The 24,978-nt window shown below is 73.4% G+C and carries 21 protein-coding genes; 2 read left to right on the top strand and 19 right to left on the bottom strand.

The annotated features are described in order from the left end of the window. Positions 1 to 16 precede the first annotated feature (16 nt). The 11 genes from ABT160_RS03500 to ABT160_RS03550 form a co-directional block, all read right to left on the bottom strand. Positions 17 to 1,441, bottom strand: coding sequence for a hypothetical protein (locus tag ABT160_RS03500; protein WP_351642920.1), 1,425 nt, complete (start codon positions 1,439 to 1,441; stop codon positions 17 to 19). Positions 1,442 to 1,607: 166 nt separating this feature from the next. After that, a complete protein-coding gene (locus tag ABT160_RS03505) occupies positions 1,608 to 2,129 on the bottom strand; it encodes a DUF2563 family protein (RefSeq protein ID WP_351642922.1) in 522 nt (173 codons plus the stop codon). Positions 2,130 to 2,346: 217 nt separating this feature from the next. Then, positions 2,347 to 4,650, bottom strand: coding sequence for a xanthine dehydrogenase family protein molybdopterin-binding subunit (locus ABT160_RS03510; RefSeq protein WP_351642924.1), 2,304 nt, complete (start codon positions 4,648 to 4,650; stop codon positions 2,347 to 2,349). Then, complete coding sequence (locus ABT160_RS03515) at positions 4,647 to 6,539, bottom strand: (2Fe-2S)-binding protein (protein ID WP_351642927.1); 1,893 nt, start codon at positions 6,537 to 6,539, stop codon at positions 4,647 to 4,649. Before ABT160_RS03515 ends, ABT160_RS03510 begins: the two co-directional genes overlap by 4 nt. Continuing rightward, the gene (locus tag ABT160_RS03520; RefSeq protein ID WP_351642929.1) at positions 6,536 to 7,414 is read right to left on the bottom strand and encodes an FAD binding domain-containing protein; all 879 of its coding nucleotides are present in this window, start codon (positions 7,412 to 7,414) and stop codon (positions 6,536 to 6,538) included. The genes ABT160_RS03515 and ABT160_RS03520 overlap by 4 nt, the downstream gene beginning before the upstream one ends. Positions 7,415 to 7,702: 288 nt before the next feature. Continuing rightward, positions 7,703 to 9,367 (bottom strand): beta-N-acetylhexosaminidase, encoded by a 1,665-nt coding sequence (locus ABT160_RS03525; RefSeq protein ID WP_351642932.1) that lies wholly within the window; start codon positions 9,365 to 9,367, stop codon positions 7,703 to 7,705. A gap of 44 nt (positions 9,368 to 9,411) precedes the next feature. Continuing rightward, positions 9,412 to 10,281 (bottom strand): carbohydrate ABC transporter permease, encoded by an 870-nt coding sequence (locus ABT160_RS03530; RefSeq protein ID WP_351642935.1) that lies wholly within the window; start codon positions 10,279 to 10,281, stop codon positions 9,412 to 9,414. Then, positions 10,278 to 11,234 carry a carbohydrate ABC transporter permease gene (locus ABT160_RS03535; RefSeq protein WP_351642938.1) on the bottom strand — a complete coding sequence of 319 codons (957 nt, stop codon included), beginning with the start codon at positions 11,232 to 11,234 and terminating at the stop codon, positions 10,278 to 10,280. Before ABT160_RS03535 ends, ABT160_RS03530 begins: the two co-directional genes overlap by 4 nt. A 5-nt stretch (positions 11,235 to 11,239) precedes the next feature. Next, positions 11,240 to 12,556, bottom strand: a complete 1,317-nt coding sequence (locus tag ABT160_RS03540) for an extracellular solute-binding protein (RefSeq protein WP_351642941.1) — start codon at positions 12,554 to 12,556, stop codon at positions 11,240 to 11,242. Positions 12,557 to 12,840: 284 nt separating this feature from the next. After that, positions 12,841 to 13,128: a DUF3039 domain-containing protein gene (locus tag ABT160_RS03545; RefSeq protein WP_351642944.1), complete on the bottom strand. Its 288-nt coding sequence runs from the start codon at positions 13,126 to 13,128 to the stop codon at positions 12,841 to 12,843. Positions 13,129 to 13,158: 30 nt separating this feature from the next. Continuing rightward, positions 13,159 to 13,719: a YqgE/AlgH family protein gene (locus ABT160_RS03550; protein ID WP_351642946.1), complete on the bottom strand. Its 561-nt coding sequence runs from the start codon at positions 13,717 to 13,719 to the stop codon at positions 13,159 to 13,161. Between the two features lie 253 nt (positions 13,720 to 13,972). Between ABT160_RS03550 and murA the strand changes: the two genes are divergently transcribed. Further along, complete coding sequence (gene murA, locus ABT160_RS03555; RefSeq protein WP_351642949.1) at positions 13,973 to 15,313, top strand: UDP-N-acetylglucosamine 1-carboxyvinyltransferase; 1,341 nt, start codon at positions 13,973 to 13,975, stop codon at positions 15,311 to 15,313. 204 nt (positions 15,314 to 15,517) lie between these two features. Here the strand turns inward: murA and ABT160_RS03560 are convergent, their stop codons facing one another. From ABT160_RS03560 to ABT160_RS03590, 7 genes are all read right to left on the bottom strand, one after another. Then, positions 15,518 to 15,799, bottom strand: a complete 282-nt coding sequence (locus ABT160_RS03560) for an HU family DNA-binding protein (protein WP_003954777.1) — start codon at positions 15,797 to 15,799, stop codon at positions 15,518 to 15,520. Positions 15,800 to 16,136: 337 nt separating this feature from the next. Further along, positions 16,137 to 17,570: an NAD-dependent malic enzyme gene (locus tag ABT160_RS03565; RefSeq protein WP_351642952.1), complete on the bottom strand. Its 1,434-nt coding sequence runs from the start codon at positions 17,568 to 17,570 to the stop codon at positions 16,137 to 16,139. Between the two features lie 361 nt (positions 17,571 to 17,931). Next, the gene (locus tag ABT160_RS03570; RefSeq protein ID WP_351642955.1) at positions 17,932 to 20,220 is read right to left on the bottom strand and encodes a HelD family protein; all 2,289 of its coding nucleotides are present in this window, start codon (positions 20,218 to 20,220) and stop codon (positions 17,932 to 17,934) included. A gap of 87 nt (positions 20,221 to 20,307) precedes the next feature. Beyond that, positions 20,308 to 21,063: a zf-HC2 domain-containing protein gene (locus ABT160_RS03575; protein ID WP_351642958.1), complete on the bottom strand. Its 756-nt coding sequence runs from the start codon at positions 21,061 to 21,063 to the stop codon at positions 20,308 to 20,310. After that, entirely contained in the window at positions 21,060 to 21,656 is a 597-nt protein-coding gene (locus ABT160_RS03580; protein ID WP_351642961.1) for a sigma-70 family RNA polymerase sigma factor, read from the bottom strand. Before ABT160_RS03580 ends, ABT160_RS03575 begins: the two co-directional genes overlap by 4 nt. Positions 21,657 to 21,781: 125 nt before the next feature. Beyond that, a complete protein-coding gene (locus ABT160_RS03585; protein ID WP_351642964.1) occupies positions 21,782 to 22,360 on the bottom strand; it encodes a CGNR zinc finger domain-containing protein in 579 nt (192 codons plus the stop codon). Positions 22,361 to 22,401: 41 nt separating this feature from the next. Next, positions 22,402 to 22,956, bottom strand: a complete 555-nt coding sequence (locus ABT160_RS03590) for a GNAT family N-acetyltransferase (RefSeq protein ID WP_351642965.1) — start codon at positions 22,954 to 22,956, stop codon at positions 22,402 to 22,404. 92 nt (positions 22,957 to 23,048) lie between these two features. On the opposite strand from ABT160_RS03590, the gene ABT160_RS03595 reads away from it, so the two are divergent. Further along, positions 23,049 to 23,690 carry an anthrone oxygenase family protein gene (locus ABT160_RS03595; RefSeq protein WP_351642968.1) on the top strand — a complete coding sequence of 214 codons (642 nt, stop codon included), beginning with the start codon at positions 23,049 to 23,051 and terminating at the stop codon, positions 23,688 to 23,690. A 116-nt stretch (positions 23,691 to 23,806) separates the two neighbouring features. Here ABT160_RS03595 and ABT160_RS03600 read toward each other — a convergent pair whose 3' ends face one another. Further along, on the bottom strand, positions 23,807 to 24,964 hold the full coding sequence (locus ABT160_RS03600; RefSeq protein ID WP_351642971.1) for a uroporphyrinogen-III synthase: 1,158 nt from the start codon (positions 24,962 to 24,964) through the stop codon (positions 23,807 to 23,809). Positions 24,965 to 24,978: the final 14 nt, after the last annotated feature.

The raw sequence follows: 24,978 nt of genomic DNA on the forward strand, positions 1-24,978 counted from the left end.
CTGCTTCCTCTATGACTCAGTCGATGACCGGCGGCGCAATGCGACGGGTCCCCGGCTGCCAGGTCTCTTCGTCCTCGACAAGGTAGTCGGGGCGCTGGCCCCGGTTCTCCTCGTCGCGGGTGCCTCCGCGCACCAGACCCGTACCACCCGGCGTGAACGGACGCGCGGTCGCGTCACCGGCTCCCTGCTGCGGGCGCCCGCCGACGATGCCACCCTGCTCGTAGGCAAGACGACGGCCTGCGCCGCCACCCTGACCGACACCACCACCGGCGTGGGGCATCCCTGCTCCCATGCCGCCGCCCATCGGGCCGCGAATGCCGCTGCTGGTGCCGCCTTCCTGACCGATGACAGTGCCTCGCGGAAGGCCGGTGACCGGACGGCCGCCGGCAGTGGTCGGCGGCATCGCGCGGCCCCCGGTGATCCCCTGCTCACGCGGGAGCGCGGACGTGGGGCCGAGGGGCCCGACGGCGCCTCGCCCCGTGAGCGAGGGAAGGGCCTTGCCTCCGCTGGTCGGGCTCACCGGGCCGGGGCTGGCCGGAGGGCGAACCGCAGCCGTCGACGGAAGGGCCACAGGCGGAAGAAGCGGCATGTCCGGCCTGGAAACCGGCGGTTGCGGCGTCGGCGTCGTGACCGGAGGAGTCGTAATGGGCGGAGGGAGAGTGCCAACGCTGTCAATACCGAGGTCAACAGGCTTCTGCGGATGAGCCACGCCACCCGGTCCCGTAGGACCGTTGATGTGTGACAGCCCCTCAGAGCCTCTGCTGTTGCCACTGGTTTGATACGACGCGCCAGACTCGCCGTTCGCGCCTACGTACCCAGCAGGGCGATCGCGCTCGATCGAGTAGGAGTCGACACCGTCAACATTCGTCGGCACAAAATGAGTCGGAGGCGGCTGAAAAGTCGGCACCTCCATCTTCCCCATCTCCGAACTCGCCTGCGCATACGTCTGCGACAGCTTCCGCATCTCCGCGGCCGCCGCCTCCCGCAAGTGGTCCTCCTTCGCCTGGAGGACCGCCTGGGCCTTCTGCGACACCACCGCCGCGTCCGGGTCGTTGTGCGCCTTGTTCGCCGCGGCGAGGTTCTCCTTGGCGTCCGCGTGGGACGTGTAGCGCGGGGCCGCGCTCTGTGCCTGGGTGATCGCTTCCGAGGCGTGGCCCAGCCACGTGGAGGCGCCGTCGCTGTAGTCGGCCAGGCGGTACGTCGCGTTGGCCAGGCTGTTGCCCCAGTTCGTGAACTCGGTGAACGCCTCGCCCTTCCACTCCACGCGCTCGGGCCGGAACTGGAGCATCTGGGCGATCTTGCGGATCTCCCCTGCCGCCGACGCGAGCTTCTCCGAAGCGACCCGCACGTACGCCGGGCTGGCCTCGTCCAGCCACTGGAGCATCTCCTCGTGGGACATGCCCTCGAACGACGTCGAACCGCCGCCCTTACCCTGACCCATCTCCTCGTCCCTACTTCCCCGTTGACTTCCCTGCCGAGTTCTCTGTCGAGTTCTCTGCCGACTTCCCTGCCGACACGTGCTCGTTGACTCGCCCGTCGCCCGTCGACCGTGCGCCGCCCCGGCGCGCCCGCGTCCCCGTCCCCACCGGCCCACGGCCGGCGCGCGGCTACTTCAAGCTGCCGTTGCCGCCGGCGGTCTCCCCGCCCTTGGCCTGTTCGCGCCTCGCCGCCTCGTCCTTGGCGACCTGCTGCGCCACCGGATCCCTGTCGTAGTCGTAGTACGTCTCCGTGCGCTGGTGGATCAGCGCCATCTTGCGCCGCTGTTCCTCGTCCAGGCCCTCGAACCCGTCCTTCGACGCGAGTACCGCGATGCCCATGCCCTCGAGGCAGTCGTGCAGCAGGCCGGACAGCTTCTCCAGCTGCTTGATGACCGTGTCGTACGCGCCGAAGACGCCGTGCGCCTCGTGCCAGGACGCTCCGCCGCCACCGAACTGGGGGCGCACCATCGGGTCCGCGCCGACGTTCGTCGCGCCGGCCGGGGACTTCTTCAGTTCGGTGATCAGCTTGTCGACGCGGACCTTGAAGTCGGCCATCGACTCCGGGTCGTACAGCGCGGACGCCATGGCCGGGTTGACCATCCGCAGCTGCCGCTCGTCCGCGCCCATCGGCTTGTTCTCGTCCGCACCCATGCCCTCAGACGCCTCCCCGTTGCGTCGACCGTGCGGGCAGCCGTGCGGCCCCGTGCGGTCCGATACTTCCGTTGCTCCTGTACTACGGGATAACTGTAGTCAGCACCAGTGACACCGTGCATCCCTGGATTGCAGAAGCAACTTGGATCACACCGAGACCCCCGGTGGAAACGGGGCAAAGCGCCACCCACCCAGCATCTCGCGACGACCCCGGGACTCAGCCGTTCCCCACCGCCGCCTGCGGCCTGATCGGCAGTCGGTTGACCGGGCGGCCCGTCGCCGCCCGTACCGCCGACGCCACCGCCGCCGGCGACGTGACCACCGGTACCGCGCTCGCCGCCTTCGCGCCGAACGGGGCCACCACGTCCCGCTCTTCGACCAGCTTCACGATCCTGATGTCCGGGGCGTCCAGCGCCGTCGGCAGCGCGTAGCCCGTCAGGTCGGGGTGGCGGACCAGGCCGCGCGCGGTGCGCAGGTTCTCCGTGAGTGCCGCGCCCACGCCCTGGGTGACCCCGGCCTCGATGCGGGCCGCCAGCTGGGCCGGGTTGAGCACGCGGCCGACGTCCTGGGCGACCGCCAGCTCCACCACCCGTACCGAGCCCAGTTCGATGTCCACGTCCACCACCGCGCGGATCGCGCAGAAGGCCAGGCCCACGAACGCGTCGCCCTGGCCCGCCTCGTCCAGCGGCTCCGTGGGGTGCGGGCGGCACTGGGCCGTGGCCCACAGTTCCTTGCCGTCCATCGCCTCGGTGACCGTGGTCGACAGCACGCCGTCGTACGACGTGATCTTGCCGTCGGTGATCTGGAGCAGCTCCGTGGACATCCCGAACTTGTGCGCCAGGGGCTGCAGGAGCTGGGTGCGGACCATCTTCGCCGCCCGCTCCACCGCGCCGCCCGACACCCAGGTGTGGCGCCCGTGCGCCGCGGGCCCGGCGGGCGGCTGGTCGGTGTCGACCGACGCGACCCGCACGTCCTCGATACCCAGGGTCTCCTGGACGACCTGGCGGGCCAGGGTGGAGAAGCCCGAACCCGTCTCCACCGCCGCGCAGATGACCGTCGCGACGCCGTCGTGGACCTTCACGGTGGCCGTCGAGACCTCGTCGGCCCCCTCGGCGCCCAGCATGTGCACCATGCCCAGGGCGTAGCCCACGCCCCGGCGCACCGCCTCCGGCTCGCCCGCGCCCTCCGGGCCGCCGGGCAGCAGCCACTCGTCCTCGGGGGCGTCCTTGGGCAGCGCGGGGAGGGGGAAGTCCCGTACGGCTTCGAGGAGTTCGGCGACCGGGGCCGGGCAGGTGACCGTCTGGCCGGTGGGCAGGATGTCGCCGGTGGCCAGTACGTTGCGCAGCCGCAGCTCCACCGGGTCCAGGCCGAGGCGCGACGCGATCTTGTCCATCTGGGCCTCGTAGGCGGCGCACACCTGCATCGCGCCCTCGCCCCTGACGTGGCCCGAGGGCGGGTTGTTCGTACGGACCGCCCAGCCCTCGACGAAGGCGTGCGGGACGACGTACGGACCGCAGGCGAAGGCCACGGCGGCGGCCAGGGACTCCGCGGAGTCGTCCGCGTAGGCGCCCGCGTCCAGCAGGACCTGCGCCTCGACCTTCACCAGACGGCCCTCGGCGTCGGCGTGGTGGCGGTAGCGCAGCAGCGTCGGGTGGCGGTGCGGGTGGCCGAGGAAGGACTCCTCGCGCGTCGCGGTGAGCTTCACCGGGTGGCCGGTGCGCAGCGCCAGCAGGCCCAGCGGGATCTGGAAGCCGGGGTCCTCGCGGTCGCCGGTGGCCCCGGGCACTCCGGTGACGACGACCTTGACCTGGTCGGGTCCGAGCCCGAAGCAGGCGGCGGCCAGGTCGCGGTCGGTGTGCGGGTCGGTGGACGCGGTGTAGATCTCCACGCCGCCGTCGGGGCGGGGCACGGCGAGCCCGGCCTCGGCGCCGATGGGCGCGGGGTCCTGGCGGCCGATGCGGTACAGGCCCTCGACGACGACCTCGCCGGTCGCCTCGGGATCGCCGTAGCTGAGCGGGATGTGCCGGACCAGGTTGCCGTCGGGGTGCAGCGGGGGCGCCTCGAAGGCCTGCTCGGGGTCGGTGACCGGGTCGAGCAGTTCGTACTCGACGGCGATCGCGGCGGCGGCCAGCCGCGCGGTGTCGGGGTGGTCGGCGGCGACGGCGGCGATGGCCTCCCCGTGGTGGCGGACCACCTCGGAGGCGAAGACCGGCCGGTCGGCGACCCTGCGGCCGTACGCGCGGTCGCCGGGGATGTCGTCGGCGGTGACCACGGCCCGTACGCCCGGCATCGCGGCGGCGGCGCTGGTGTCGACGGAGACCACGCGCGCGTGCGCGTGCGGGGAGCGCAGCAGCGCGGCCCACAGCAGGCCCTCGGCCCACAGGTCGGAGGCGTACGGGAAGGTGCCCTCCGCCTTCGCGCGCGCGTCCGCGGGGGGCAGCGACGCGCCGAGGCCGTGCGCGGGCGGCTCCTGCCGGGGTCCGTCGACCGCCGTGGTGGCGGTGGCCGCGTCGTTGCTCACGCCATGCCTCCGTCGTGCGGGTGGGGAACTTGGTGCGGGACGCGGGCCTGGTCGGCGCCGCCCTCCGCGGCCGTGCCGGACGCGCGCTCGGCGACGACCTCGCGCACGGCCTCCAGGACGCCCCGGTAGCCCGAGCAGCGGCACAGGTTGCCGCACAGCGCCTGGCGGGTCTCCAGGTCGCTGGGGTCGTGGTTGCCCTCCAGCAGGTCGTGCACCGTCATCGCCATGCCGGGGACGCAGAAGCCGCACTGCACGGCGCCGCAGCGGGCCAGGGCCCGCTGGACGTCGGAGGGTTCGCCGTCGGCGGCGAGGCCCTCGACCGTACGGACCTCACTGCCCGCCGCCGTGGCCGCGGGGACCAGGCAGGAGGCGACGAGGCGGCCGTCGACCTGGACGTTGCAGGCGCCGCACTCGCCCTGGGAGCAGCCGTCCTTGGCGCCCGCGAGGCCCAGGCGCTCGCGCAGCACGTAGAGCAGCGACTCGCCGATCCAGGCGCCGGTGACGGGCCGGTCGGCGCCGTTGACGCGCAGGACGTACGAGGTGTGGGGGTGCTCGTCGGCGGGGACCCGGGCAGGCCCGGGCGCGGGGTCGGCCACCGCGTGCGGGATGTCCTCGGCCCCGGGGGCGTCGTCCGGTGCGCCCTGGGGCTCCGGTACGGGGACGGGAACGGCGACGGGGGCGTGCGGCCCGTCCTCGGCCTCCTGCGGCGCGTCCGCCGACGCTTCGACCGGCTCCGCGGCCACGGGGGGCGCGGCCGGCGGTCCGACGGGTCCGGCGGCGAAGGGCTCGGCACTGTGCGGGGGCCGCACGCCGTCGGCCCCGGTGAACGGTCCGGCCGGCTCGTGCGGTTGCCCCTCGGGGTCCTCGTCGGCCACGAAAGGCGCGGAAGCCACGGAGGTCGCGGAGGTCGCGGAGGCCACAGCCGACGGGTCCTCCGGGGGCGCGGCCTCGACGACCGGCTCCTCCGGCACCACGGCGTCCTCCGACGGCGCCGAACCCTCCGGCACCACAGCGCCCTCCGGCACCACCGGATCCGGGCCCGTCACCGCACCGCCCGCGTCCGGGACCCGCTCGTCCTCGCCCGGCCCGCCCTGCCCCGGCACGAAGACCGCGCCCGGCTCCGGCGCGAACGCCTCCTCGGCACCGCCCTCCGGCTCCCGGGCGGGCTCCACGCGCGCGTGGAGCCCGGTCTCCGGCGCGACGCCTTCCGTACGGGCGGCGTCCACGACGGGCACCTCGTGCCCGGACGGGTCCTCGGCGAACGCGTCCGCGGCGAGGGCGCCCCCGGCCGGCGCGACGTCCTCCTCGCGCGCGTACGGCTCGGGCTCCGCCGTCCCGTACGCGTGCTCCTGCGCCCACGGCGCGCGGGCGCCGCCCGGCAGGGTGGGCGGGGCGGTCGAGGTGTCCGCGCCCCACGGGGCGGGCTGCTGCTGCGCCCACTGGTCCATCAGCGCCGAGGTGGTGAACTCCCCCGACTCGTCCGGCAGGTCGCCCCCGGCGAGCGGGATCGACCACTGTCCGGTCATCTGGGAGGGGTCGGGGAAGCGCCACTCCGCGGTCGCGTGCGGATCGTGGGCCGGCTCCGGCGCGGGGGGTACGGGCGCCCCGGCGGAATCGGGCGCCTCGGGCCACTGCACGACCCAGGTCCCGGTCGCCCCCGGGTCGGTGGCGGCGCCGGGGGTCACCGGCGCGGGGATCTGCGGCGGCACGTACCCGTGGCCGGGCGCGGCCAGCGGCGCGGCGTCCAGCTCGAAGTCCGGGGGGAGCTGGACGAAGGCGGTCGCGTCGCTCTCGTACTCCCCGCGCGGGATGGGCTGCCAGCCGCCCTGGTGGTGGCCGCCGTGGCCGCCGTGCTCCCGGTGATCCCGGTTCTCGTTCTCTTCGCTCACGACAGCGCCCTCCCCAGTGCTCGTCGGGCCAGCACGGCGACGGTGCGCCGCAGGTGCAGTACGCCGGGCGGCAGCTGCTCCTCGCCCGGCGGGTCGGGGACGCACGCGGCGGCGACGTACTCGCCGAACGCGTTCAGCGCCTCCGGCGCCAGGCCCCGGTGGCCGTCCCAGTCGATCAGCGAGGCGATCCAGCGCTCGGCCTCCAGCGGGCGCAGCGGCATCGGCGCTATGGCGCCGACCGCGCAGCGCACCCCGCGCCGGGCCGGATCGAGGACGACCGCCACGGAGGCGGTGGCGCGGCCGGGGCCGGTGCGGCCGGTCGCCTTGAGGAAGACCTGGGGGGCGTGCAGCAGGGGCACGCGGACGTAGCCGATGAGTTCGGCGGGGCCGAGCAGGTCGCGGCCCGCCAGCAGGTGGGAGACCGGGATCTCGCGGCGGGCGCCGCCCGGTCCCGCGATGACCAGCTCCGCCTCCAGGGCGGCGAGCACCGGCAGGGAGTCGCCGGTGGGGGCGGCGGTGGCGATGTTGCCGCCGAGGGTGCCCGCGTTGCGGATCTGCGGGGGCCCGGCGGCGCGGGCGGCGGCGGCGAGGGCGGGGATCAGGGCGGCGAAGTCGGGGCGGCCCATGCGGGCGTGGGTGAGCCCGGCGCCGAGCAGGGCGTGGCCGTCCTGGTAGCGCCAGCCGCGGATCTCGTTGACCCGGCCGAGCCCGACGAGGCCCGCGGGGCGCAGCCGGCCGCGGTTGACGGCCGCCATGAGGTCGGTGCCGCCCGCGACGGGCACGGCGGCGGGCATGGCGCTGAGCGCCGCCACGGCCTCGTCGAGCGAGGCCGGCAGCGTCACGGAGTGCGCCGCCTGCGGTGCGTGCGTGGTCAACCCAGCTGCCCCTTCCCGGTCTCCCGGCTGTCCCGGCTCTCCCGCCTGTGTTGCCGTACCGTACGTGCTCACAGCCCGGACGTGGCAACTCTGGCACATCTTCCGGGCCGACCGACGCGAGGGTCCGCGAAGCACGGATCCGTCCCGGAAGGGCAGGACGCCCCGGACGCACCTCCCGGGGGTGATGGTCCGCTTTCGGCGCGTTCGGCGAGCCTTGTACGACTTGTGCCTCACGGCCGTCCACGGTCCCAGGCGGCGGCGTCCGGGGCGGGCAGCGCCCCGACCGGCTCACACGTTTGGGGGCGACCCCTCGATCGGGCGTCCGATCACGCCGGGTCGCCGCTGCCACGGCAACGGGCCGCCCGGTGGCCGGTAGTCGACCCCGAGGGCGTCAAGGCGCGCGTAGTGGACGGCCATTCGCTCCCGGAAGCCCTCGAAGTCCCGCTCGCGCGGGTCGGGCAGCCGGGACCAGGCCACCTCGGCGAAGGCCGCCAGGCGCGGGAAGACCTGGTAGTCGACGCGGGAGCGGTTCTCCATCACCTCGGTCCAGACGTTGGCCTGGGTGCCGAGGACGTGGGCGGCGGCCTCGGCGGACAGCCGCGGCGGAACCGGTTCGAAGCGGTAGACGTCCTCCAGGGTGCGCACGAAGCCGATGGGGACGGGCTCGTCCTCGCCGGGGGCCTGCCGGTGGTCGAGGTAGACCTGCTGCTCGGGGCACATGACGACGTCGTGGCCCGCCTCGGCGGCGGCGATCCCGCCGGCGTAGCCGCGCCAGGAGGAGACGGCGGCGCCGGGCGCCAGGCCGCCCTCCAGGATCTCGTCCCAGCCGATCAGACGGCGCCCGCGCGCGGCGAGCCAGCCGTCGAAGTGCCGGATGAACCAGGACTGCAGGCCGTCCTCGTCGCCGACGCCGAGCTCCTCGATGCGGGCCTGGGCGAGCGGGGACTCCTTCCACTGGTCCTTGGGGCACTCGTCGCCGCCGACGTGGACGAAGGGCGAGACGTCGGCGGGGAAGAGGTCGAGGACCTCCTCGAAGACGCCCTCGTAGAAGCGCAGGACGTTGTCAGTGGGGGCGAGTACGTTCGGATTGACCCCCCAGGTGTCCCAGACGGAGAGGGCGGTGGTGTCGATGACGTCGGAGTTGCCCAGTTCGGGGTACGCGGCGATGGCGGCCTGCGAGTGTCCCGGGATGTCGATCTCGGGCACGACGCGGATATGCCGGGCGGCCGCGTAGGCGACGATCTCGCGGATGTCGTCCTGCGTGTAGAAGCCGCCGTGCGGCACGTCGGTCCACAACGGGGAAGCCCGGTGGCCCCACTTGGTGCGGGCGCGCCAGGACCCGACCTCGGTGAGCCGGGGGTGGCGCTTGATCTCGATGCGCCAGCCCTGGTCGTCGGTCAGGTGGAAGTGGAAGACGTTCAGCTTGTGGGCGGCGAGCAGGTCGAGGTAGCGCAGGACGTCGGCCTTGGGCATGAAGTGCCGTGCGACGTCGAGCATCAGGCCGCGCCAGGGGAAGCGGGGCGAGTCGGTGACGGTGAGGGCGGGCAGCCGGCGCTCGGCCGCGCCGGCCGGGGCCTTGCGGTAGGCGTCGGGGCCCAGGAGCTGACGCAGTGTCTGGGCGCCCCAGAAGACGCCCGCGGCGCTGCCGCCCTCGATCAGGACGTCGACGTCCTCGACGGAGCCGTCGGTGGAGAGCCGGTAGCCCTCGGGGCCGTGCTCGCGCCCGATCTCCGGGCTGACGCGCAGGCGTACGGAGCGGGGGCCCGTGCCCGGCGGGAGCGGCAGGCCCGTGGCGGCGCCGGGTTCGGCCCGCAGCCAGCGGGCCGTGTCCTCGGTGCCGGGGCCCGCGTCGAGGGTGGTGTCGGCGCCGAGGGTGCGGTGGCCGGCGCCCTCTTCGCGTACGACGGTCCTCAGGGGCGCGGGGAGCAGGGCCCCGTGCTGGTGGTCGCTCATGACGTGCTGACCTTTCGGGTCGGGTGTGCGGCGCGACGCGCGGTTCAGTCCTTGACCGCCCCGCCCAGTCCGGAGACGAGGCGGCGCTGGACCAGGACGAAGAAGACGAGCACGGGGACGGTCATCACGGTGGACGCCGCCATGATCCCGCCCCAGTCGTTCTCGTCGGGCTTGAAGAAGACGAGCAGGGCCATCGGCAGCGTCGACTGCGAGGTGTCGCTGATGAGGAAGGACTTGGCGAACAGGAAGTCGTTCCAGGTGGAGATGAAGGAGAAGACGCTGGTGGCGACGAGGCCGGGGAAGACCAGCGGGAACAGGATCTGCCACAGGAAGCGGGTCCGGCTCGCCCCGTCGATGGCGGCCTGCTCCTCCAGCGCCTCGGGCACCGCCTTGACGAAGCCGCGCAGCATCCAGATCGCGAAGGGCAGCGAGAAGGCGATGTGCGGCAGGATCAGCGAGCCCAGGGTGTTGAGCTGGCCGAAGTCCCGCATCAGGAAGAACAGCGGGATGGTCAGGGCCTCGATCGGCACCATCTGGGCGACCAGGAACATGATGAGCAGGGTCGTGCGGAAGCGGAAGCGGAACCGGGTGACGGCGGTCGCGGCGAGGAAGGCGATCAGCGCGGAGGCCACCACGACGGTGCCCGCGACGATCAGCGAGTTCAGGAAGTAGCGCCCGAAGTCCTGCTGTTCGAAGACGCGCCGGAAGGAGTCCAGGGACGGCGAGAGCGTCCAGGGGCGCGGCTCGGTCGACTGGACCTCGCCCGCCGGCTTGAAGGCGGAGAGCACCATCCAGTAGAGCGGGAAGGCGACGGCGGCCGCGACGAGCAGCGCGGTGGCCTCGGCGGCGAGCCGTCCGGGGCGGCGCACGAGCGTACGGGCGGGGGTGCGGGCGGCGGTGCGGGCGGGGCTCACAGTTCTTCCCCCTGTCGGCGCAGCAGGCGCAGGTAGACCAGTGTGACGGCCAGCAGGATCAGCAGCATGACGACGCCGATGGCGGAGCCGAGGCTGTACTGGGAGGAGGCGAACGCCTTCTGGTAGGCGTACACGTTGAGGACGAGGTTCTGCCCGGCGATGCCGCCGCCGTTGGTCATCACGTAGATCTGGGTGAAGACCTTGAAGTCCCAGATGATCGACTGGATGGTGACGACGACCAGGATGGGCCGCAGCATCGGGGCGGTGACGGACCGCCAGGTGCGCCACTGCGAGGCGCCGTCGAGCGCGGCGGCCTCCAGGACCTCGGAGGGGATCGCGCGGATGCCCGCGTACACGGTGACCATCACGAACGGGAACGAGCACCAGACGACCTCGAAGAGGACCAGGGCGAAGGCGCTGTAGCGGCCGTAGGTCCAGGAGTGGTCGCCGAGCCCGAGCACCTTGTTGACCGGTCCGAAGTCGGGGTCGAAGAGGAAGACCCAGACGGTGGAGCCGGTGACGGCCGGGGTGGCCCAGGCGCCGAGCGCGGCCATCATCAGCGCGAGCCGGGGCACGGCGCGGATCCGGGTGAGCAGCACGGCCAGGGCGCAGCCCACGGCGAGGGTGCTGACGACGCAGGCGGCGGCGAACAGCACGGTGGCGAGCAGGACCTGCCAGAACTGGCCGTCGGAGAACAGCTCCGCGTAGTTGCCCAGGCCCTTGAAGGAGGTCGGCTGCCCGCCGCTGACCTGGGCCTGGGTGTACTCCAGGAACGAGATCAGGCCGAGCTGGTAGATCGGGTAGACCAGGAGCGCGCCGATGGCGACGAGCGCGGGGAGCAGGTAGAGCCAGGGGGTCCAGCCGGCGCGGGCGCGGGGCCCCGCGCCCTTGCGGGCGGGGGGCGTCGGCGGCGCGGCCGCCTCGCGCGGCTCGGTGAGGGTGCCGTTGGCCATGGCGGTCAGCCCGCGGCGGCGAAGGCCGCGTCCATCTTCTTGGCGGCGGCGTCGGAGGCGGCCGCGACGTCCTTGCGGCCGCTGACGACCTCCTGGAACATCGTCGGCAGCACCAGCGAGGCGTCGATCTGGCCCCAGCCGGGCGACGCGGGGACGAACTTGGCGCCGGCGCCCAGGGTGTCGATGAAGGGCTTGACGAACGGCTGCTTCTTCGCGGCCTCGGCGCGCACGTCGGTGTAGGTGGGCAGGAAGCCCATGGCGTCGAAGAGCCGCCCCTGGGCCTGCTTGCCGGTGAGGGACTTCATCAGGTCGACGGCGAGCGTGCGGTGGGCGCTGGACTTGAGCACGCCGATGTTGTTGCCGCCCGCGAAGGCGGGGGCGATCGAGCCGGGGGCGACGCCGGGCAGCGGCACCACCGCGTACTTGCCCTTGACGGTGCCCGCCTCGACGGCGGCGTGGCTGAAGTCGCCGCCGATGGCCATGGCGGCCTTGCCGGAGGCGAAGGCGGTGACGGTCGCGTTGCCGCCCATGGAGGCGCACTTGGCGGCGGGGCAGTTGGCGTCGCCGAACAGCGAGGTGTAGGCCTCGATGCCCTTGCGGGCGGCGGCGCTGTTGACGGCGGACTTGTAGGCGGGGCCGGTGCCGGTGGCGAGTTCGCCGCCGTGGGCCCAGATGAACGGCATGGCGCCGTAGGTGTACGCGCCGCCGACCGCGAGTCCGTACAGCTCGGGCCTGGCCTGGTGGACCTTCTTGGCCGTGGAGATCAGCTCGGCCTGGGACTTGGGCGGCTGGACGCCCAACTCCTCGAAGACGTCGGTGCGGTAGTACAGGGCGCGGACGCCGACGAACAGGGGCGCGCCGTAGACCTTGCCGTCGACGGTGACCGACTGCCGCGCGGTGGCGTCGGCGTCCTTGGCGTCGGCCCAGGCGTCGAACTCGGCGGTGACGTCGGCGAGTCCGCCGTCCTTGACGTACCCGGCGGTGTCGGTGTTGCCGTACTCGATGACGTCGGGCGCGCTCTTGGGATCGTTGAAGGCGGCCTTGATGCGCTGGGCGCGGGTGTCTACGGGGATGTACTCGACCTTCACCTCGGCGCCCTTGTTGCGCGCCTCGAAGGCCTTCACCGCCTCGTCGACGACCTGCTCCTTGGGCTTGTTGCCGACCTCCTGGAACAGCCAGACGCGCAGGGTGCCGCTCTTGTCGTCCTGCTTGGCGCTGGTGTCCGAGGTCTGCGGGGCGCAGGCGGTGGCGGCGAGGCCGGCCAGCGCGAGCGCCGTGATCGGGAAGGCGGTTCGGGCAGAAAGCCTGGCAGGAAGCTTCATGGCGGTGGTCCCCTCCGATGGCGTTGCAGCATGCGCAACGGTCGTTTCGTGCTGCACAACACGCAGGAGGTTAGGCGGGCCCCAACGGCCGGACAAGAGGTCTCAACCACTCTGTGACCAGCGGTTGCAGGGGGTGCAACGGCGAGCGGGGTGCCGGGCGGCCCGCGCGGGGCCCCGGGAACGCGAAACGGCCCCCGGACGCGCACCGTGGTGCGCGTCCGGGGGCCGTCCCGGCGCGGTGGGAACCCGAAGTCCCGCGAGCCCGGGGGCTCGTGGGCTCGTGGCTACTTCTTGTCGTTCCCGCCCTTGTCCTTGTCCCCGCCGGGGCCCATGGACTCGTAGATCTCCTTGCACATCGGGCAGACCGGGTACTTCTTCGGGTCGCGACCCGGTACCCAGACCTTCCCGCACAGCGCCACCACGGGAGTGCCGTCGAGGGCGCTCGCCATGATCTTGTCCTTCTGGACGTAGTGGGCGTAGCGCTCGTGGTCGCCGTCGCCGTGCGACACCTGCGGCGTCGGCTCTACGAGGGTCCCCGTACCTGCCCCGCGCTCGGGCTCAAGAGTGCTCATGGAGTCCAAGGGTACCCACCCCGGGCGCGCTCAGTTCAGGCTCGGGTCGTCCGGGTACGTCGCCACCATCGCCAGCTCGCCGCGCTGGCGCCGCAGCACCGCCCGCCACAGCGCACGCGGCACCGGCGAGGAGACGTCGCCCGGCTCGGACTCCACCACGTACCAGGCGCCGTCGGCCAGCTCGTCCTCCAGCTGCCCCGGGCCCCAGCCCGCGTACCCCGCGAAGATCCGCAGCGAGCCGACCGCCCTGGCCAGCAGCTCCGGCGGGGTCTCCAGGTCGACCAGGCCGATCGCCCCGTGCACCCGGCGCCAGCCGAGCGGGCCCTCGTCGCCGGGGATCACCGCGACCCCGAGCGCGGAGTCCAGGCCGACCGGACCGCCCTGGAAGACCACCCCCGGCTCCCCCGCAAGCGGCGCCCAGTCCTCCAGGATGTCGCCGACCCCGACCGGGGTCGGGCGGTTCAGGACCACGCCGAGCGAACCCTCGTCGTCGTGGTCGAGGAGCAGCACCACCGCGCGGTCGAAGTTGGGGTCCGACAGCGCGGGCGTGGCGACGAGCAGCCGCCCTGTGAGCGAGGACACCTCGGGCATGGGAGACATGATCCCGCATATTCGCCGCGCGCGGGGCGCTCCGGCCGGACCGGCCAGACGACCCGCTCCGGCCAGCGCGGACACCGCTCGCACGGCCGAAAACGGATGCTCACCCTCCGCGAGGGGACGGCGACGGAGGGTGTTGTGCCGAATTCATTACATCTGTGGGCCCCCCTTGGCCTTACGGGACAGGGGTAGAAGCCCCTTACCCTTTTCTCTTGGCCCCTGCCCCTCCTTCCGGAACGCGAGATTCATGACCGGCACCGACGATGTCCTGCTTGTCCACGGCGGAACCCCGCTGGAGGGCGAGATCCGCGTCCGCGGCGCGAAGAACCTCGTGCCCAAGGCGATGGTCGCCGCCCTGCTCGGCAGCGAGCCGAGCCGACTGCGCAACGTGCCCGACATCCGCGACGTCCGCGTGGTGCGCGGGCTGCTCCAGCTGCACGGCGTGACCGTCCGCCCCGGCGACGAACCCGGCGAGCTGGTCCTGGACCCGACGCACGTGGAGTCCGCGGACGTCGGCGACATCGACGCCCACGCGGGCTCGTCGCGCATCCCGATCCTGTTCTGCGGCCCGCTGCTGCACCGCCTCGGCCACGCCTTCATCCCGGGCCTGGGCGGCTGCGACATCGGCGGCCGTCCCATCGACTTCCACTTCGACGTGCTCCGCCAGTTCGGCGCGACCATCGAGAAGCGCGCCGACGGCCAGTACCTGGAGGCCCCGCAGCGGCTGCGCGGCACCAAGATCCGGCTGCCCTACCCCTCGGTCGGCTCGACCGAGCAGGTGCTGCTCACCGCCGTCCTCGCCGAGGGCGTCACCGAGCTGTCCAACGCGGCCGTGGAGCCGGAGATCGAGGACCTCATCTGCGTACTGCAGAAGATGGGCGCGATCATCTCCATGGACACCGACCGGACCATCCGGATCACCGGTGTCGACAAGCTCGGCGGCTACACCCACCGCGCCCTGCCGGACCGCCTGGAGGCGGCCTCCTGGGCGTCCGCGGCGCTGGCCACCGAGGGCAACATCTACGTGCGCGGCGCCCAGCAGCGCTCGATGATGACCTTCCTCAACACCTACCGCAAGGTCGGCGGCGCCTTCGACATCGACGACGAGGGCATCCGCTTCTGGCACCCCGGCGGCCAGCTGAAGTCGATCGCCCTGGAGACGGACGTCCACCCGGGCTTCCAGACCGACTGGCAGCAGCCCCTGGTCGTCGCCCTGACCCAGGCCACCGGCCTCTCCATCGTCCACGAGACGGTGTACGAGTCCCGGCTCGGCTTCACCTCGGCGCTGAACCAGATGGGCGCCCACATCCAGCTCTACCGCGAGTGCCTGGGCGGCTCCGACTGCCGCTTCGGCCAGCGCAACTTCCTGCACTCGGCGGTCGTCTCCGGGCCGACCAAGCTGCAGGGCGCCGACCTGGTCATCCCCGACCTGCGCGGCGGCTTCTCGTACCTGATCGCGGCGCTGGCGGCGCAGGGCACCTCCCGGGTGCACGGCATCGACCTGATCAACCGCGGCTACGAGAACTTCATGGAGAAGCTCGTCGAGCTCGGCGCCAAGGTGGAGCTGCCCGGCAGCGCCCTGGTCTGAGACCCGCCGCACCGCCCGGACGCCCCGGGCCCGGCGCGCTCTCGCGTGCCGGGGCCCTTCCAGGGCCGGGGAGCGGGCCCTGGAAGGGCCGGGAGGAAACGGGGCCCCGGAAGGGCCCGGAGGGCCGCCGGGGACGCGGAGAGGGCGGCCACCCCTGTCGGGGTGGCCGCCCTCGTCACGTACTGCGTAGGTCCTGCCGGGGGCTTACTTGCCCTTGGCGGCTTCCTTGAGCTTGGAGCCCGCGGAGACCTTCACGCTGTAGCCGGCCGGGATCTGGATCGGGTCACCGGTCTGCGGGTTACGAGCGGTACGAGCGGCACGGTGGGTGCGCTCGAAGGTCAGGAAGCCGGGGATGGTGACCTTCTCGTCGCCCTTGGCGACGATCTCGCCGACGGTCTCGGCGAGAGCGGCCAGCACGGCGTCGGCGTCCTTGCGGGTCACCTCGGCGCGGTCGGCCAGCGCGGCCACCAGCTCACTGCGGTTCATGTTGTTACTCCCGTGTTCTTCTTGCCTGTGAGGCGTGCCACGCGGCGGCGAAGCCGCATGTTCAACACCAGCGAAAGCTGATGGTGCCAGGGCCCTCTGACAGTCCCGGACCCGGGTCTGGTGTCAGACCCTGGCGCCCGGATACGCATCCTGCCCCCACCAGCGGCGGGAAAGCCAATCCGGCACCCTCCGGAGTCACCCGGAGTCACACGAAAAGCGCCACCTTCTCGTCGTGGTGACGTTCCGTCGACTCCGCCGGACGCCGCGGGGCGACCGGCACAGCCGAACCGCCACCCTACGGGCGGGTTTGCGGGCCCGCACCCCGCGACGCGCCGGTTCAGGCCGACGTGGGCGCCGTCACAGCGGCCCCCGCGGCCTTGGCGGCGTTGCGCACGGCTCCGGCCACCGCGCCCGCCACCTTGTCGTTGAACACCGACGGGATGATGTAGTTCGGGTTCAGCTCGCCCTCGGAGACGACGTCCGCCAGGGCGCTGGCCGCCGCCAGCATCATCTCGGTGTTGACCGTGCGCGACTGGGCGTCGAGCAGGCCGCGGAAGACGCCCGGGAAGACCAGGACGTTGTTGATCTGGTTGGGGAAGTCCGAGCGCCCGGTGGCCACAACTGCCGCCGTCTGACGGGCGATTGCCGGGTCCACCTCGGGGTCGGGGTTCGCGAGCGCGAACACGATCGCGCCCTCGGCCATGGCGGCCACGTCCTCGCCCGAAAGCACGTTCGGGGCCGACACGCCGATGAAGACGTCGGCGTCGACGACGGCCTCCTTGAGCGTGCCGGTGACGCCCTCGGGGTTGGTGTTGTCGGCGATCCAGCGCAGCGGGGACTGCGGGGCCGCGTCCACCAGGTCGGCGCGGTCGGCGTGCACCACGCCGTGGATGTCGGCCACCACGGCGTGCTTGACCCCGGCCGCGAGCAGCAGCTTGAGGATGGCGGTGCCGGCCGCGCCGGCGCCGGACATCACGACCCGGACGTCGCCGATGCCCTTGCCCACCACGCGCAGGGCGTTGGTCAGGGCGGCCAGCACCACGATCGCGGTGCCGTGCTGGTCGTCGTGGAAGACCGGGATGTCCAGGGCCTCGCGCAGCCGGGCCTCGATCTCGAAGCAGCGGGGCGCCGAGATGTCCTCCAGGTTGATGCCCGCGAAGCCGGGGGCGATGGCCTTGACGATCTCGACGATGGCGTCGGTGTCCTGGGTGTCCAGGCAGAGCGGCCAGGCGTCGATGCCGGCGAAGCGCTTGAAGAGGGCCGCCTTGCCCTCCATGACGGGCAGCGCGGCCTTGGGGCCGATGTTGCCCAGGCCCAGCACGGCGGAGCCGTCGGTCACGACTGCGACGGAGTTGCGCTTGATGGTGAGGCGGCGGGCGTCCTCGGGGTTCTCGGCGATCGCCATGCACACCCGGGCCACGCCCGGGGTGTAGATCATGGAGAGGTCGTCACGGTTGCGGATGGGGTGCTTGGACGCCATCTCGATCTTGCCGCCGAGGTGCATCAGGAACGTACGGTCGGAGACCTTGCCGAGCACGACGCCCTCGATGCCGCGCAGCCCCTCGACGATCTCGTCGGCGTGCGCGGTGGAGGAGGCGGCGATCGTGACGTCGATGCGGAGCTTCTCGTGGCCGGACGCGGTGACGTCGAGGCCGGTCACCGAGCCGCCGGACGACTCCACGGCCGTGGTGAGCTGCGAGACGGCGGTTCCACTCGCGGGCACCTCCAGCCTGACCGTCATCGAGTACGAGACGCTGGGTGCCGTTGCCATGACCGGGTTCCTCTGCTTTCCCTAGCTTCGTTGCTGGTTGTCCGATGGTCGCACCTACCTGCGGGTAGCAGGTAATGGTCATTGCGGTTTTGGAAAACCTTTTCCACCATACGAGAAGTTACGGGGAAACAGAAGAGGTCCCCGCCACCATCAGGTGACGAGGACCTCGACTTCGTACGTACGCACTAGGTGGCACCGACCCGCCATGCTCGCCTCGCGGCAAGTGGTCCCTCAAAGGGACGAAGGTTGGGCCCGGGGGCTTGGATCGAGCCGGTGCCACACCCAGGCTAACAAACCACCCCGGCAAGTGATTCCGGCATCGTCGGTTGACTTCGTACGAGTTCCCCGGCGCCCGCGCCCGTCAGTCCCGCAGGAGGTCCGGCACGCCCAGCGCGTCCGGCTCGTCCCGCTCCCCCGAGACCACCGTGAGCTGCTGCGTCGCCCGGGTGAGCGCCACGTAGAGCACCCGCAGGCCGGCCGGGGACTCGTCGGCGATCTCCGCGGGCGAGACGACCACCGTCGCGTCGTACTCCAGGCCCTTGGCCTCCAGCGAGCCCAGCGCCACCACGCGCTCGCCCAGGCCCGCCAGCCAGCGCGCGGCCTCCTCGCGGCGGCGCATGGCCACCACGACGCCCACCGTGCCGTCCACGGTCGCCAGGAGGCGCTCCGCCTCCGCCCGCACCGAGGCCGCCAGGTCCCCGCCCGCCACCGCGAACCGCGGCCGCACGCCCGTGGAGCGCACCGCGCGCGGCGACTCCATCCCGGGCATCGCCAGGGCCAGCACCTTCGCGGCCAGCTCGGCGATCTCGGCCGGGTTGCGGTAGTTCACGGTCAGCGTGAAGCGGCGCCGGGGCCGGGAGCCCAGGGCCTCCTCGCGCGCCTCGGCCGCCTCGTCCGGGTCCGACCAGGACGACTGGGCGGCGTCGCCGACCACGGTCCAGGTGGCGTGCCGGCCGCGGCGGCCGATCATCCGCCACTGCATGGGCGTGACGTCCTGCGCCTCGTCCACGATCACGTGGGCGTACTCGGTGCGCTCCTGGGCCAGCCGCTCGGCGCGCTCGCGGGACGTCTCCTCGCGGACCGGCATCAGCTCCTCCAGGCCCGTCAGCTGGTCCAGCGGGTCCAGCTCGCGTCTCTTCTTCGGGCGCGCCGGAGCGCCCAGCACCGACTGGAGCTCGTCGAGCAGCGCCACGTCGTGCACCGAGTACCGCTCGCGGCGCAGCGAACGGGCCAGCCGGCGCACCTCGCCCGGGTTGAGCACCCGGCGCGCCCAGCGGCCCAGGGACCGCTCGTCGGCCATCGCGGCGAGCACCCCGCGCGGGGTCAGCTCGGGCCACCAGGCGTTCAGGAAGTCGATGAACGGGTCCTCGGAGGTGACGTCCTCGTCGAAGGAGGAGCGCAGCTCGGCGGCCAGCTCCGGGTCGCCCGAGTGGCGGCCCGCCGAGCCGGACTTGGCGTACAGCGCGTCCAGCAGCAGCCTGCGGGCGCGCGGGCGCAGCAGGTTCACCGGGGCGGTGCCGCCCAGCACGTCGTGCCGGATGCGGCGCAGCTCGTCGGCCTCCAGCTCCAGGCGCCGCCCGAAGGCGACCACCCGCAGCCGCTCCGGGGCACGGCCCTGCTCCAGGGCGCCGCGGGCCGCCTTGCGCAGCACCCTCAGCATCCGCGAGGAGCCCTTGACGCGGGCGACCGCGGGGTCGTCGTAGGCGGTGGCCTCCACGCCGTCCACCAGCGAGCCGACGGCCCGGATGGCGACCTGGCCCTCCTCGCCGAGCGAGGGCAGCACGCCCTCGGTGTAGGCGACCAGGAGCGCGGTCGGGGCGACGATGAGGATGCCGCCCGCGTAGCGCCTGCGGTCCTGGTAGAGCAGGTACGCGGCGCGGTGCAGGGCGACCGCGGTCTTGCCGGTGCCGGGGCCGCCCTCGACGTGCGTGACGGAGGCGGCGGGGGCCCGGATGACCAGGTCCTGCTCGGCCTGGATGGAGGAGACGATGTCGCGCATGGTGTGGCTGCGGGCCTGGCCGAGCGCGGCCATCAGGGCGCCGTCGCCGAGCACGGCGAGCTGCTGCCCGTCCAGGTACGCGGTGAGCTCGGGGCGCATCAGGTCGTCCTCGACGCCGAGCACCCGGCGGCCTTTGGAGCGGATGACGCGGCGGCGGACCACCCGGCCGGGCTCGACCGGGGTGGAGCGGTAGAAGGGCGCGGCGGCCGGCGCGCGCCAGTCGATGACCAGCGGCGAGTAGTCGCGGTCCAGCACGCCCAGGCGCCCGATGTGCAGCGTCTCGGCGATGTCGGCGGTGTTGTCGGGCCGCACGGCGTCCTCGTGGGCCTCCACGGCCGTGTAGGCGCCGTCCGGGCCCTTCTCGCCGTCCCTGCCCCGCAGCAGGTCGATCCGGCCGAAGAGGAAGTCCTCGAACTCGTTGTTGAGCCGGTTGAGGTGGATCCCCGCCCGGAAGACCTGGGCGTCGCGCTCGGCGAGCGCGCCGGGGGTGCCGACCTGGCCGCGCTGGGCGGCGTCGTGCATCAGGAACTCGGCCTCGTGGATCTTCTCCTCAAGGCGGCGGTACGCCTGGTCCAGATGTTCCTGCTCGACGCCGATCTCACGGTCCCTGACGGAATCGACCGTGGTTCCAGCGGCTTCCTGCGCGGCCACCGAGGCCCCCTTCTGACGTGCACTGGGCAGCCGTCAACCGTACGCGAAGGGGGCGCCGCTGTCAGTCTCCGTTCCGGCCTGTTCCGCTCACGCGGGTACTTCGACCAGGCGTTTGCCGTCGAAGGTCCTCACCTCGAAGTGGTCGATGTCGTTGGGCTCCATGGCCGCCCCGCCGTGCACGTACAGCGGATGGGTGGCGTCCTTGTGCGGGCTGTCCGGGATGCCGTACCCCCAGGCGGGCACGGACCAGGAGGTGACGACCTCCTCCTCGCCGTTCTTGGCGACGGCGACCAGGCTGCACTTGAGCGGGCCCTTGACGTTCTTCAGCTCCAGGACGGCGTGGGTGCCCCAGCCCTTGGCCTCGGTGCCGACGGTGGCGGTGACCTTGGTGGCCGGATCGGTGCCGGAGGCCTTGTGGGTCATGTGGTGGAAGAAGGCGTCCTCGGCCGGGCTGGTGGGGTGCGGATCGGCCGCCTGGCTCCCGCCGCCGTCACCGCCGGAGGTCGCGACGACGGCCGCGGCGGGCGCGCCGACGACCAGCACGGCCGCGGCCGCCACCAGGTACAGGCCGCGCCTGCGCCGGCGCGCGCGCCCGGCCGCGACCTCGTCGACCAGGCCGCGCAGCAGCCGGGGCGAGGGCTCGGTGCGGACCGGGGCGGGCGGCGCCGGCTCCTTGAGCACGGCCAGCAGCGGCTCCATGCCCGCGAACTCGTCGAGGTGGGCGGCGCAGGTGCGGCAGCCCGCCAGGTGCGCCTCGAACGCGGCGGCGTCCGCCGCGTCCAGAATGCCGAGCACGTACGCCCCCGCGGCGTCGTGCACGGAGTCCTGCCCGTGCCCTGTCATGCCGTGACCCCCCTCTCCTCCAGTGCGAGCTTCATCGAACGGAGCGCGTAGAAGACCCGGGACCTGACCGTCCCGCTGGGTATGCCGAGCGCCTCGGCGGCCTCGTTGACCGTACGCCCCTTGAAGTACGTCTCCACCAGCACCTCGCGGTGCGCGGGCGTCAGGTCGTCGAGCGCGTCCGACAGCGTCATCAGCCACAGCGCCTTGTCGATCTCGTCCTCCGCGGGCAGGACCTCCAGCGGCGACGGGTCGACCTCCTGCGGCCGGGCCTGCCGGCTGCGGTGGTTGTCGATGACGATGCGGCGGGCGACCGTCACCAGCCAGGGGCGGACGGAGCCGGTGGCCCGGTTGAGCTGACCGGCGTTCTTCCAGGCCCTGATGAGCGTCTCCTGCACGACGTCCTCGGCGCGCTGGCGGTCGCCGGCGACGAGGCGCAGTACGTAGGCGAGCAGGGGCCCGGCGTGCTCACGGTACAGCGCGCGGACCAACTCCTCGTCGGGTTCGCCCTGTTGGAACGGTCCGGACCGCGAGGGGGCCCCTCGGTGCCGCGCCCGCTGCGGACGCCCATCGGCCACGGCGGCATCCTTGCGCACCCGAACCTCCCGGTCGAGACCCCGTCCAACTGCTGTCGGGAGTGACTACGTACGGGAGGGGCGGGGCTACTCAACGCGCGCCGCGATTTCTCGGCCGCGGCCGGGCGCGGGGGCCGGCCGGGGGGTCAGAGCGCGGCGGTACGGCGCCGGTGCCGGGCCACCCGTTCGCGGTTGCCGCACACCTCGCTGGAGCACCAGCGCCGCCGCCGCCCGCGCGAGGTGTCCAGGTACACCCGGCCGCAGTTGTCGCCCTCGCACTGGCGCAGCCGGGCCCGCGCCACCGGGTCGGTGAGCAGCTCCACCGCGTCGCGCGCCACGGCCGCGAGCAGCCCGTCGCAGTCGGGCCTGGCGCCCAGCTCCTTGACCAGCTCCCCGCCGTCGCCGCGCACCGCGCGCGGGCCCGGCGGCGCCCCGGCGGCCAGCGCGTTGACGTGGGCCAGGGCCGCGTCGGTGGAGGCGGCGGCGCGGCCGTCCAGCTGGGCCCGCACCAACTGGTCGACGCAGGAGCGCAGTTCGGTGAAGCGGAGCACCCAGCGGGCGTCCACGGGGGCCGTCGGGGTGCCGCGCGGGACGAGCCCCGCTCCGTACAGCCACTCCACCAGCCGCTCCGCGCCGCGGAGTTGCTCCCGGGACACCGGCTGTCCCGTCGCCACGAGGTCCAGACACACGCGCCCGGAGTCGAACCGCCACTCGTACGAGCCCATGGCTCCAGAGTGCCCGCCGCGGGGTGCGGCCGGAACCCCCGCTACCGCAGGGGCGGCGGGTTGTCGTGCAGGATCAGCTGGAACAGGTGGTGGTCGCGCCAGGCGCCGTCGATGTGGAGGTAGCGCGGCGCGGTGCCGATCCGCTCGAAGCCGCTCTTGGCCAGCACCCGCTGGGAGGCGGTGTTGTCCAGGATCGTGCTGGCCTCGATCCGGTGCAGGCCGAGCTCCTCGACGGCGATCCGGCGGCACTCGGCGACCATCCGGGTGGCCACGCCGCGCCCGCCGACCGCGGGGTCGACCCAGTAGCCCAGCGAGGTGGTGCGGAACGGCCCGAGGACCGTGCCGGAGAGCCGGGCGCCGCCGACCACCCGGTCCCCTTCGACCGCGACCACGTGCCGGGTGCCGGGCTCCTCAAGCCGTCTGACCTGCGCCTCGGCCGTGTAGAACTCCTCGGGGCGGTGCGGCTCCCAGGGGCGCATGTGGGCGCGGTTGCGCAGGATGGCGTCGGCCAGGGCGGGCGCGTCGTCGGGGCAGCGGGCGGGGCGGACGACGACGGCGTCCGCGCCGGCCGGGGTGTCGGTGGTGTCGGCGATCATCCGCGTACCGTAGCCCGGCACTTGGACGCTCGAATATGGGGTTGCGACGCTCGCCCATGGTTTGCCAGTGTGTGCGGCCGTTCACTGTACGTATGACTCAGAACCTGCAGCACGGCACCCAGCAGCAGTACCCGCAGCACCCGGCCTACGGGCAGCAGCAGCCGCATCCGGCTCACACACAGCAGTACACCTGGGGGAATCACATGCAGCAGCCGCACGCCCCGGCGCCGCGGCGGCCACGCTCCGCCACGACGTGGCAGGGGGTGGTCCTCGGCTCCGCCACCGTCGCGATGGGCCTGATCGCCGGTGTCTGGTACGCCTTCTCCGTCGCGGTGATGCCCGCGCTCGCCCGCAGCGGCGACCGCGTCTACATCGAGGTCATGCAGAACATCAACGACGTGATCGAGAACCCGCTGTTCTTCGCGAGCTTCTTCGGCGCGCTGATCCTGACGGGCGTCGCCGCCTGGCAGCAGCGCACCACCGCCGCCAAGTGGTGGGTGATCGGCGCCCTCATCGCGTACGGCCTGGTCTTCGTCCTGACGTCCGGCGCCAACGTGCCGCTCAACAACGCGCTGGCGGCGGCCGGCGACCCGGCGAAGATCAAGGACCCGCACGCGGTGCGCGCGGCCTTCGAGAACTCCTGGGTCTTCTGGAACGTGGTGCGCGGCCTGCTGTCCACCGCGGCCCTGGTCCTGCTGGCCAAGGCGCTGCCCCGGCGGCACCGTTCGCTCTGACCCGGGAAGGGGCAGGACAGGTGAGGTACGGCGAAGGGCCCCGGGAAGCCGTCCCGGGGCCCTCGACGCGTACCGGGCCGCCCCGATGGGTGGCCCGGCTCAGTCGGTGGCCCGGCTCAGTCGGTGGCGTACTTCCCGTGCGACGCCGGGTCCAGCGCGAGCCGGTAGCCGCGCTTGACGACCGTCGTGATCAGCCGGGGCGCCCCCAGCGCCGCCCGCAGCCGGGCCATCGCGGTCTCCACCGCGTGCTCGTCGCGCCCCGCCCCCGGCAGCGCCCGCAGCAGGTCGGCCCGGGAGACCACCCAGCCGGGCCGCCGCGCCAGCGCCCCGAGCAGCGCCATCCCGGCGGGCGGCACCGGCCGCAGCTCCCCGTCGACCAGGACGGCGTGCCCCCGGATCTCCACCCGGTGCCCGGCGACCGTCAACGCGCCGGTGCGGGCGGGCAGTTCCCGGCAGAGCAGCTGCACCAGCGGCCCCAGGCGGAAGCGCTCGGGCTGGACGGTGGCGATGCCCCGGGACTGCAGGGCGGCCGCCGTGACGGGCCCCACGCAGGCGCTGAGCACGTCCCGGTCGAGCGCCCCGAGCAGCTCCCCCTCCAGGCCCCGGGCGCGCGCCCGGGCGAGCAGCGAGGCGGCGGCGGGCGCGCTGGTGAAGGTGACCGCGTCCAGGGCCCGGGCCGCGACCGCGTCGATCAGCCGGTCCAGCGGGGCCAGGTCCTCCGGCGGCATCCAGCGGTAGACGGGTACGACGACGACCTCGGCGCCCCCTTCGCGCAGGGCCTCCACGAACCCGGGCAGCGGCTCCCCGTGCAGTTGCAGGGCGACGCGCCGGCCGGCCACGCCGTGCGCGAGCAGCCGGTCGAGGACCTCGGCCAGCGACTCCGAGCCCGGCGACCAGCTCTCGGTGAGGCCCGCGGCCCGGATCGCGCCCTTGACCTTGGGGCCGCGGGCGAGCAGCTCCACCCGCCGCAGCCGGGCGAGGAGTTCGTCCCCGTGCCCCCAGCCGTCGGCCGCCTCGATCCAGCCGCGGAAGCCGATCGCGGTGGTCGCCACCACGACGTCCGGCGGGTTGCCGATCAACTCCTTGGTGGCGCGCAGCAGTTCGGCGTCGTCGGCGAGCGGCACGATGCGCAGGGCGGGCGCGTGCTGGACGGCCGCGCCGCGCCGCTGGAGCAGTGCGCCGAGCTCGTCGGCGCGGCGGGCCGCGGTGACGCCGACGGTGAAGCCCGCCAGCGGCCCCGGCCCGGCCGTCTGGGGACCGTCGTTGCCGTTCATGACGGCCGAGCCTG

It is taken from the genome of Streptomyces sp. NPDC001941, from assembly GCF_040296945.1.
GTDB lineage: Bacteria > Actinomycetota > Actinomycetes > Streptomycetales > Streptomycetaceae > Streptomyces.